Annotated in this window: 10 protein-coding genes; 4 read left to right on the top strand and 6 right to left on the bottom strand. The window is 49.4% G+C overall.

Translation table 11 applies throughout. The annotated features are described in order from the left end of the window. The 5 genes from IQ217_RS06085 to IQ217_RS06065 all read right to left on the bottom strand — a co-directional run. On the bottom strand, positions 1-111 hold a 111-nt coding region (locus IQ217_RS06085), incomplete at its 3' end, for an IS630 transposase-related protein (RefSeq protein ID WP_228025703.1). A gap of 122 nt (positions 112-233) precedes the next feature. Further along, on the bottom strand, positions 234-647 hold the full coding sequence (locus IQ217_RS06080; protein WP_194019281.1) for a type II toxin-antitoxin system VapC family toxin: 414 nt from the start codon (positions 645-647) through the stop codon (positions 234-236). Further along, on the bottom strand, positions 640-876 hold the full coding sequence (locus tag IQ217_RS06075) for a hypothetical protein (protein WP_194019280.1): 237 nt from the start codon (positions 874-876) through the stop codon (positions 640-642). The genes IQ217_RS06080 and IQ217_RS06075 overlap by 8 nt, the downstream gene beginning before the upstream one ends. Positions 877-1096: 220 nt before the next feature. Then, positions 1097-4321, bottom strand: coding sequence for an efflux RND transporter permease subunit (locus IQ217_RS06070; protein WP_194019279.1), 3225 nt, complete (start codon positions 4319-4321; stop codon positions 1097-1099). Between the two features lie 130 nt (positions 4322-4451). Beyond that, positions 4452-5855 (bottom strand): efflux RND transporter periplasmic adaptor subunit, encoded by a 1404-nt coding sequence (locus tag IQ217_RS06065; protein WP_194019278.1) that lies wholly within the window; start codon positions 5853-5855, stop codon positions 4452-4454. A 134-nt stretch (positions 5856-5989) separates the two neighbouring features. Here IQ217_RS06065 and IQ217_RS06060 point away from each other — a divergent pair, with 134 nt between their 5' ends. The 4 genes from IQ217_RS06060 to IQ217_RS06045 all read left to right on the top strand — a co-directional run bounded on the left by IQ217_RS06060 (position 5990) and on the right by IQ217_RS06045 (position 9028). Then, complete coding sequence (locus tag IQ217_RS06060) at positions 5990-7204, top strand: type II secretion system F family protein (RefSeq protein ID WP_194019277.1); 1215 nt, start codon at positions 5990-5992, stop codon at positions 7202-7204. A 16-nt stretch (positions 7205-7220) separates the two neighbouring features. Beyond that, positions 7221-7394 carry a hypothetical protein gene (locus tag IQ217_RS06055; RefSeq protein ID WP_194019276.1) on the top strand — a complete coding sequence of 58 codons (174 nt, stop codon included), beginning with the start codon at positions 7221-7223 and terminating at the stop codon, positions 7392-7394. 221 nt (positions 7395-7615) lie between these two features. Then, positions 7616-8293 carry an ATP-dependent Clp protease proteolytic subunit gene (locus tag IQ217_RS06050; protein WP_190598521.1) on the top strand — a complete coding sequence of 226 codons (678 nt, stop codon included), beginning with the start codon at positions 7616-7618 and terminating at the stop codon, positions 8291-8293. A gap of 126 nt (positions 8294-8419) precedes the next feature. Continuing rightward, positions 8420-9028: an ATP-dependent Clp protease proteolytic subunit gene (locus IQ217_RS06045; protein ID WP_194019275.1), complete on the top strand. Its 609-nt coding sequence runs from the start codon at positions 8420-8422 to the stop codon at positions 9026-9028. Positions 9029-9240: 212 nt separating this feature from the next. Here IQ217_RS06045 and IQ217_RS06040 read toward each other — a convergent pair whose 3' ends face one another. Beyond that, positions 9241-10566: an aminopeptidase P N-terminal domain-containing protein gene (locus tag IQ217_RS06040; RefSeq protein ID WP_194019274.1), complete on the bottom strand. Its 1326-nt coding sequence runs from the start codon at positions 10564-10566 to the stop codon at positions 9241-9243. Positions 10567-10633 lie beyond the last annotated feature (67 nt).

Raw genomic sequence — 10633 nt, 5'->3', positions numbered from 1 at the left:
GCGATAAATTGTTGCTCTGCCTACCTTAAATATTTTCGAAGCCTTTGTGATTCCACCACCACTCTCGATGAAATCTATAACCTTAATACGTAAATCAAGATCGTAAGTCATGACTGATTTATTTATGGATTCTTGTGTTATTCTTCCAACATGTTACCATACAACTTCAGCAAAACGTCTCAAAACTAAATAAATCAGCTATAAATGTTTATTTCCAACATAGAGTTGTGATTTCATAACAATTTTATCAGCCCAGCTTGTTCAAAATGATGATCACTTGTGAGTGCTTCGTTAATTTTATTTTGTTTCATGATGATGAAGCTAGAACAATTCACTAAACTCCAATTCTTATCTTCACGTTGAGTTAATAATTCCCAGGCGTAAGAGTCAATTATTTGATCGACATGAATAATTTGAATAAAGGGTGATTTTTTAAGACTCTGAATAAAGGCGATTACTTTAGCTTTGGGAATACGGAGAGGACTAGAGAGTAGTGCAACTAATTCACAAATAATATAGTTTGTGGTGATAATTTTATATTTCTGGGAACGATGCTCATGATATATTTCAACGGCAAGATTATGATAGGGCTGACTAATATCAATCAGATTTGCCCAACCTGAAGTATCTACAAATAGTTTAGTCATGATGATTTTCTTGTAATTCCTGGCTTAAATAATAATCGTGATTTTCTCCCCAATCAGGAATATTACTTTGAAAAGCTCCAATGAATTCATCCACAGGATCATCAATAATTTCTAAGTCTTTTGCTAATAATTCTGTGGCAATTTCCTCAGGCGATCGCCCTGTTTGAACTGCTAAATTTTGTAACGTTTGATAAAGTACAGAAGAAAGTTTTAGGGTAATAGTGTTCATTATGTTAATAGTCTCTTTGATACACAGGAATAATGAAATTCTTGCCTGCACTTTCAAGAAATTGGTAAATAGGAATTTGTTGAACTTGCATAAAAAATTCGGTCAATTTTCGACTTACTAGAAGACAATACTTAGGACTACCAAGTCTGACTACCAGAATAAAACAAGTTTCAGGCAAAAGTATCTTTCGTACATGGGATTGTGTGAGGCTGAGGGATTATTAAATTTTGGTAGGGATATCTTCCTCGGTTAAACGGGATTCCAAATCTGTTTTGACTTTTTCTAAATCGACTCCTTCCCATTGGTGTAGCAACACGTATAAACAAGGAATTAAAAATAGGGTCAACAAAGTTGCTAAGGAAAGACCAGAAAAAACCACAATGCCCAAGGGTTGCAGTAATTCCGAGCCTTGACCAATGCCCAGAGCCAGGGGAAACATTCCCAACACGGTGGTGATGGTGGTCATTAAAATGGGGCGTAATCGTTGGGGAGCTGCCCGCAAGATAGCGGCTTCCCGGCTGATGCCCTCCTGGACCCAGATTTGATTGGCTAATTCCACCATAATGATGGCGTTGTTGACCACAATACCCACTAGGAGAACTGTGCCCACAATTACCGTGGCCCCGATCGCCGTTTGGGTAATGTATAAGCCCAAAATACCTCCAGCTAAGGCTAAGGGGAGAGTGAACATAATCACCAGGGGATCGAGGAGAGAATTGTATTGCACCGCCATGACCACAAAAACGAGAAAAGCGGCCAAGCCCCCCAAAACCACCAGGGAAGACTGTAATTGTTCATTACTAGCGGCCGCCGTACTGGGGAGTCGGGAAACCCCAGGGGGTAACTCCATGGCAGATAAAACTTGATCCACCTGTTCCAATGCTTCACTGAGGCGGGCCCCTTCCACTAAAGTTCCAGCAATTAAAAACACCGGCCGTTGGTTAATACGCTGAATTTCCCCCGGTGCTCGGCCTTGATCAATACGGGCCACATCTCCCAAACGAATTGGGCGATCGCCATCGATAAAAAGGGGAATTTGGGCCAGGTCTCCAGGGCCAGAGAGGAGGTCATTGTCCAATTTCACCCGCACGTCCACCAGGCGATTTTCCCGCTGTAACTGGGTGGGCACCGCCCCATCTAAGGCAGTTTGGATAGTTTGTCCGATGGCTTGGGTCGTTAAACCTAGCTCCGTTGCCCTGGCCCAATCCGGCAGAATTTGTACTTCCGGTTGTCGGGGATCCGCATCGGGACGAAAACGGGCCAATGTCACTTTTTCCCCCAATTCCGTCAACACTGCCCGCCCCGCCTGGTCTAACCCGTCGGCATCATTGCCCTGCAGAATTACATCCACATCTACATTACGCAGGGGCGAATTACTCAAAATTAAGCCTCGCAACTGCCCCGGCGCTACCCGCAGGCGAATATCCACCAAGTTCAATGCTTCTAGTTCCGCCGTAACCCGCTCCGTAAAAGCTTCCACATCAGTATTGGGTTTAAGAGTAATGGTGCTAGAACTACGGAGGGCATTGGCATTGACATTGCTACCAAAGAGAAAGCCCCCCACGGTGGTAAAGGCATATTCCGTTTCCGGTTGGTTAATCAGAATGTCATCCACGATCGCCATCAGACGTTTGTTGTCTTCCAAAGGAGTGCCGGGGGGAAACTGGGCAAACATGTTGGCTTGGCCAGTGTTGATGCGGGGCAAAATTTCCTGGGGAATTTGTTGGATCATCCAAATACTGCTGCCCCCAAAAACGATGAAAATGCAGGCTACAGCCACCAGTCGATGGCGGATCAAAATGGAGAGGAAACGGGCGTAGGCCGCTGTGGCCCCTGCAAAACGTCGATTAAATTCCCGAAAGAAAAACCAATTACCTAAACCACTCCGTTGTCGAATAGCCAGTAAACGGGAAGCGGCCATGGGCACCAAGGTCACCGCCACCAGGATGGAAGCCGCTACCGCAAAACTAATGGTCAGAATTAATTCGTTAAAAATCAGGGCAATGAAGCCACCAATCATTAAAAAGGGCAACACCGCCACCAGGTTAGTGCTAGTGGAAGCCACCAAGGCCGACTCCACCGTTTGACTACGGTTGATCGCCTGATGGCGCATTTCTCCTTTAGTCAGTGGCACGGCATTAACTTTGCCCGGGGTCATGCCCGCCCCTTCGGCAATGGTTTCCAGCATCACAATGGAGTTATCCACCACAATGCCCACCCCTAGGGCCAAGCCACCTAAACTAAAAACGTTCAGGGATAGGCCAAAGGCCTTCATGACAATAATGGCCGCCATGGTGGCCAAGGGAATGGCCAAGACAATAATTAGCGTTTGTCGCAAAGAGCCCAGGAACAGCAAAACGGCGATCGCCGCCAGAGTAGTGCCAATGAGCCCGGACACGACAACATTGTTAACCGAGTTACGGATAAAGACGGAATCATCCAGGGTGGTGGTCAGTTCTGCCTGCTGGGGAATAATGCCTTCCGTGCGCAACTCATCTAAGCGTTTTTTGACTCCATCCACCACTTCAATGGTGTTAGCCTCCGGTTGTTTCTGCACACTCACTTTCACTGCGGGGCTACCGTTGAGGGTGACAAAAATTCGTTCTTCTTCTGTACCATCGATGACACTGGCCACATCCCGTAAATAAATCTTCTGGGCGGGTTGACCCTCTCCACTAGGGACTGTCCCCACCACCAAATCCTCAATTTCCTGGGCTGAAGCAAACCTTCCCACTGTGCGGGTGAGGGGTTCCGACTCCGCACCAACAATTCTGCCCCCGGAAATATCCACATTACGACTCTGTAAAGCCTCCAACACCTGGGTCAAGCTCACCCCTGACCGCTGTAGCCGTTGTAAATCGATATTTACCCGCACTTCCTCTTGGGCCGCCCCCGACACATTCACCGATGCCACCCCTGGCACTACTCCTAGTTCCCGAGCTAACTCTTCCTCTGCAAATACCCGCAACGATGGCCCCGACAATTCCGGGGAAGTCACCGCGAACTCGTACACCGGTAATTGGGAAGGGTCGAACTTAAATAACCGGGGCGTTTCTAAATTATCCGGTAGTTGATTGCGGGCTCGGTTAAAAGTTGCCGTGGCATCATTCAATGCCTGGTCAATATTTCCCCCTGGCTCAAAAAATAAATCGAGACTGATCTGCCCTTCCCTGGTCTGGGAATAAACCTGAACGACTCCTTCCGTGGCCGATAGGGCCGCTTCCAATGGTCTGGTAATTTCATCCACCGCCACTTCCGGAGAAACCCCTGGGGCATCTAGTCGCACCCCAATGCGGGGATAGGTGATGGAAGGTAACAGATCCACCGGTAGGGAAAAAACGGCAAACACCCCTAACACAATGATGGCTAGGGTGAGCATCAGGGTAGCAATGTGCCGACGGATGGCCAGGCCACTCAGGCTAAAAGCAGAATTGGGGGAGGACATGGGCTTGGGAAAGATGGGGAGTGGGGGTAGAAACAGTCGCTGGCGCTAGGGAAAGATTAGGCGGTTAAGCTAGGAAAGGAATATAAATGGGGCGAAATAAAACAACCATTGACCAACCCCTAGCAACTGGCTATTTCTCTGATAGCACGCTGAGACGAATGGGACTGTCTGGTTGTAAAGGTCTGCTACTACGGACAACAAACCGTTCCTGGGGAGCTAGTCCTGCCACAACTTCCACTTTGCCGTTGGCAATTTCTCCGAGGGTGACCGATCGCCGTTCCAGTACGTCTTTTTCTCCCTCCTTGGTCACCACAAAGATGGCATCTTCATCGACAATGGCGGATTCCGGCACCACCACATTGGTGGCATTACTAGCACCAAAGTTGACCCGAGCTAACAGTCCGGCCCCAATTTTTTCACCGGGATTATCCATGGTTACTTCCACTGGCACTAAGCGGGAGCTAACATCGGCCTGTGGGGAAATACGGGTTACCACCCCAGTAAAACTCTCGCCAGGAAAGGCATCTAGTTTGACATTGACCTGTTGCTGCAACGCAATTTGGGCTAATTGTAATTCCGATACCTGCACGTTAATTTCTAGCTGACGAAAATCCCCCAGTTGTAAAATTTCCGTCCCGGGTTGCACTAAATTGCCCGATTCACTCGATCGCCGCAATACCCTACCGGGAAATGGTGCCCTGACGGTGGCGTACTGTTGTCTGGTTTGGGCCTGGTCAATGGAAGCTCGCTGGGCATTCATCTGGGCCGTGGCCGCCCCCACCCTTTGTTGCTCAATTTCCACCTGGGCGATCGCCGAGTTGAGGATTTGGGAAGCGGTTTTAGCCGCAGTTTTGGCCTGACTCAGTTGTTGACTGGCACTGGCCTGTTCGTTGCGTAAAATTTCCTTGGCTTGGCGGGCTCTGGTTTCTGCCTGTTCAGCCTGTTGGGCACCGCCGGCCCCCTCTTCAGCCAACAAACGGAAGCGAGCGGCATCGGCCTGGGTTTGATCCACTTCCAGCCGGGCTTGTTCAATGCGGGCATTGAGGGAAGTTTCTAGTCTGGTAATGTCCGCCTGGGCCTGTTGTAGCTGTAACCGGGCCTGTTCCACCCGAATTTTGGCATCCCCCACCTGACTTTGGGCGGTCAACACTTCTGAGCGTTGGGCCATTTTCTCTGCTTTGGCTTGGTCCACCGCTCCCAGCAGTAAATCATCTTCAATTTCCGCTAACACTTCCTCCCCTTTTACTCGATCGCCCACATCCACCAATAACTTTTGCAAGCGTCCTTCAATTTGGGACTTGATGGAAACCTCCCGCACCGGGGCAGTGGTGCCCGTATATTCCAACTCTCCCCCCAGGGCACCCGGTTTAGCCAAGGTCACATCCACGGCGATCGCCTGGTTTGATTCAGTGTTCTCCGTTTGGGCTTTGACATTTTGCTCCCAGAGGTTACTGCAACCCATAAGGGAAAAACTCAACAGACCCAGCAGGGAAAGTTGCCGCCTTAGACACTGATGGGGGGAGTACTTATTCATAGAAACGGTGGGAGGAAAATTAGTACTGAATCGCTGATCTAGACTAGGGAAGACCGGGGGAGCCAGCGAAAAAATCGGTTTAACAAGGCCCATGGCCCCAGGACAAACCAGTCCAGTGACGGAGACAATTAACCATGGCTACGTTTGTCGCTCAAGTTAAAGATCGTAAGGGTAAAACCACCAAAGCCAAGGTGGAAGCCATGAGCCCGGAACAGGCTCGTACCATCCTCCGCCAACAATACGCGGCGATCGGTACCATCAAACCAGTTGGGGGGGAAATCAACCTTGAGTTTCTCGAGAATTTACTCAACAACGTTAGCGTTAAGGACAAAGCGGTTTTCTCCCGTCAGTTTTCCGTCATGATCAATGCCGGCGTGGCGATCGTTCGTTGTTTGGGGGTGCTGTCGGAACAATGCCCCAACCCCAAATTAAAACGGGCTTTAACTGGTATTAGTGGCGATGTGCAACAGGGGACAAACCTTTCCGAAGCCATGGCCAAGTATCCCGACTGTTTTGACGATCTCTACGTCAGCATGGTGGAAGCCGGGGAAACTGGGGGGGTTTTGGATGAAGTGCTTAACCGGCTTTCCAAACTCCTGGAAGACATGGCCCGTCTGCAAAACCAGATTAAGTCCGCCATGGCTTACCCGGTGGCGGTGGGCTTCCTGGCGGTGGTGGCCTTTTTGGGTATGACAATCTTTCTCATCCCTGTCTTTGCGGGAATTTTTGATGACCTAGGGGGGGAGCTACCTGCTTTGACCAAATTTATGTTGGCTCTGAGTGCTTTCCTGAGAAGCCCCATGGCCATCATTCCCGTGATTGGTTTTATGCTTGCCGGTTTTCTCTTCAAAAAGTATTACGGAACCCATGCTGGGCGGCGGCAGGTTGATGCGGTGATGTTGAAACTACCCTTGTTTGGCCCCTTAAATGAAAAAACCGCCGTAGCTAGGTTTTGCCGCGTGTTTGGCACCCTTACCCGTTCGGGGGTTCCCATTATTCAATCTTTGGAAATTGTTTGTAACACTGTACCGAATAAAATAATTTCCGATGCGATCGCCGGGGCCATTAGCGAAATTCAACAGGGGGGGATGATGAGTTTGGCTCTGCAACAAAGTAAGGTCTTTCCCTCTTTGGCTATTCAAATGATTAGTATCGGGGAAGAAACGGGAGAACTGGATGCCATGATGATGAAAGTGGCAGACTTCTATGAGGATGAAGTGGAACAAACGGTTAAAGCGCTGACCAGTATCATCGAGCCAGCCATGATGGTGTTGATCGCCGGTATGGTCGGTACCATTTTGCTTTCCATGTATCTACCCATGTTCTCTATCTTTGATCAGTTGGGTTAATTAAATTTCCACCGCTGTGGTTGCAAAGAGAGCAGGGCGTAACTCAAAGAATGATAGCGCTCTGTTTTCTGCTGATTGCTGGTCACAACTCACGTTCGGTCAAGCCATAAAATGCCTGGCGATCGCCAGCATTACCCTGGACATCGACGGTTTTTCCTGGCCGTTACTGCCAACGTTGATGACGGCTTAGCCACTAGGAGTTTGCGGAAATTTCTTACCTGGGAAGGCGTAGGACCTAGCCACCAAAAACAGGAGAGGGGCGAAGTAATCACGCTCTGAGGGGCAGCTTTGCCCTAGGTAAACTTGCAGAGAAGGTTAAACTTAAAGGAAAATGATCATAACCAATATCCACGGGCAAATAAGGCATTCCTCTGGTTTCGCCTTTTTATCCATCGACACCAACCTGACAGCATGGAAATAACTGCGGTTCAATCCTCCTACTATGGCGACATGGCTTTCAAAACGCCGCCGCCGGATCTTGAATCCCTTTTGCTTAAAGAGCGCATCGTTTACTTGGGGATGCCGCTTTTCTCCTCCGACGAGGTGAAGCAACAGGTCGGCATTGATGTGACCCAGTTGATTATTGCCCAACTGCTGTATCTCCAATTCGACGATCCCGATAAACCAATCTATTTTTATATCAACTCCACCGGTACTTCCTGGTACACCGGCGATGCGGTGGGTTTTGAAACCGAAGCCTTCGCCATTTGTGACACCCTCAACTACATCAAGCCTCCGGTGCATACCATTTGTATTGGCCAAGCCATGGGCACTGCCGCCATGATCCTTTCTGCTGGTACTAAGGGTTATCGGGCCAGTTTGCCCCACGCCACCATTGTTCTTAACCAAAACCGCACCGGGGCCCAGGGCCAGGCTACGGATATCCAAATTCGCGCCAAGGAAGTAATTTCCAACAAACAGACAATGCTGGAGATTCTTTCCTTTAACACTGGCCAGACCCAGGAAAGGTTAGCTAAAGACATGGACCGGACTTTTTATCTCACTCCGGCCAAGGCTAAGGAGTATGGACTGATTGACCGGGTGCTAGAAAGCCCAGCGGAATTGCCCAAACCAATGGCAGTGATTTAGGCCATTTAAATCTTGCCTAAATACTCTAACCCCTACTGAGCAAATCGGGGCCATAGTCCCCCATCAGCTAAGTCCCGACTTTTGTTGACTATTCAAATCTATTCCCAAATTTAAGCGAAAAAACCCATGCCTATCGGTGTTCCCAGTGTCCCGTTTCGTCTTCCCGGCAGTCAGTATGAACGGTGGATTGATATTTATACTAGGCTGAGCCAAGAGCGGATTATTTTCCTTGGCCAAGAGGTAAATGACTCGATCGCCAATCGGATTGTGGCCTTTTTGCTATATCTAGATTCTGATGATCCGAGTAAGCCGATTTATCTGTATATCAACTCTCCCGGTGGTTCTGTCACTGCGGGCATGGCCATTTACGACACCATGCAATATATCAAATCGGAAGTGATTACCATCTGTGTGGGTCTGGCCGCATCCATGGGAGCCTTTTTGTTAGCCTCTGGGGCACCGGGAAAACGATTAGCCCTGCCCCATGCCCGGATTATGATCCACCAGCCCATGGGCGGTACCGGTCGCCGCCAAGCAACGGATATTGACATTGAAGCGCGGGAAATTCTCCGTATCCGTCAACAATTGAACGAAATTATGGCTCAACGTACCGGCCAAACCGTGGAAAAGATTGCCAAGGATACTGACCGAGATTATTTTCTCTCAGCGGCGGAAGCCCGGGACTATGGCTTGATCGATAAAGTGATTGAAAACTCCAGCATGGGCAATAACTAATAGCCCAATCATTGTTCCATGGCCAAACCGTTAGCAAGGTGCCAAGCTAAACTCCTCCGTCTCCCCACTGCAGTTAAGGCAAACCTGGGGAGATTTTTCTTGTTGCTCTGAGCATCGATAACAGAAGGGCAGTTTAGTCAGACCCCTGGGTCAGTGGGCGAAATTCCCTCTATGCTTGGGTTTTGACTGGAGTTAGGGAGTCTAACCAATAATCAATGTTCCAAGTCGGCGATCGCCTTGGGCACTGCGCTAGTCAACACATCTGGGCCCTGGGCGGTGACCAATACATCATCCTCAATGCGAATGCCAATGCCACGCCATCGCTCCGGCACTTCCGGCTGTCCTTCCACGGGTTTTATGTCCGGGGCAATGTAAATACCTGGTTCCACGGTAAGCACCTGCCCTGGCTCCAACACTGTCCAGGTTTCCTTATCCTGCTTGTAATTGCCCGCATCGTGCACATCAAGACCCAACCAATGGCCTGTGCGATGCATGTAGAAGGGTTTATATTTTTCTTCTTTGATAATTTCTTCCTTGTCCCCCACCAGTAGACCCAAATCCATTAGGCCATCCACAATCACTGACACCGCTGCATCATGGTATTGGTGGTAGGGATTGCCTGCTTGCACTGCGGCGATCGCCGCTTCCTGGGCGTTTAAAACAATTTCATACAGAGTGCGTTGCTCCGGGCTGAATTTGCCGTTGACCGGAAAAGTACGGGTGATGTCACCGTTATAGTAGCCGTAGGAACAGCCGGCATCGATGAGCAGTAAATCCCCATCCGTCAAGGGGCAATCATTGTTGATGTAGTGCAAAATGCAGGCATTTTTACCCGCCGCCACAATGGAGGGATAGGCTGGACCCAAACCCCCTTCCCGCCGAAAAATAATTTCTAATTCCGCCTGGACTTGATATTCGTAGTGGCCAGGTCTGGCAAATTCCATAGCCCGCTGATGGGCGATCGCCGACAGGTCACAGGCCCGCCGCAACAGAGCTAATTCGGTGTCGCTTTTCACTTGCCGCAGGGGATGCACTAACCCATGGGAGTTAACCAAGGCCTGGGGACCATAGCCCCGCCGGGGATAGGCAGCCAATTGACGTTGCCAATGGTGGAGAATAGTTTTGTTTAACGCTTCATCTCGACCAAGATGGTAATGAATTTTGTCCGCATTTTCCAGATATTTTGGTAAATGCTCATCCAGTTCCCCAATGGGATAGGCAATACCCGCCCCAAAAGTTGATTGGGCCCCCTCCACACCGTAGCGAATGCCAGTCCAGGTTTCCTTAGCCGGATCCTTGGGCTGCACAAACAAAATAAATTGATGTTCTTCGTGGTGGGGCGCGAAAACGGCGATCGCCTCCGGTTCGTTGAAACCCGTTAGGTAGTAAAAATCACTATCCTGACGGAACACATATTCCACATCGTTGTGCATCACCGCCTGGGGGGCACTGGCAAAAATGGCCGTTCCCTGGCCTAGCTTGGCCATCAGGCGATCGCGACGTTGACGATATTCAGCGGAACTAACAACCGGATGCATGGGCAAAAGTCGAACGGGCTAAAGGGTAATGTCCCTATTGTACTGGTTGGGGAAAAAGGTCGGCATG

The sequence above is a fragment of the Synechocystis salina LEGE 00031 genome (assembly GCF_015207985.1).
GTDB lineage: Bacteria > Cyanobacteriota > Cyanobacteriia > Cyanobacteriales > Microcystaceae > Synechocystis > Synechocystis salina.
This window is presented reverse-complemented; position numbering and strand designations above follow the sequence as displayed.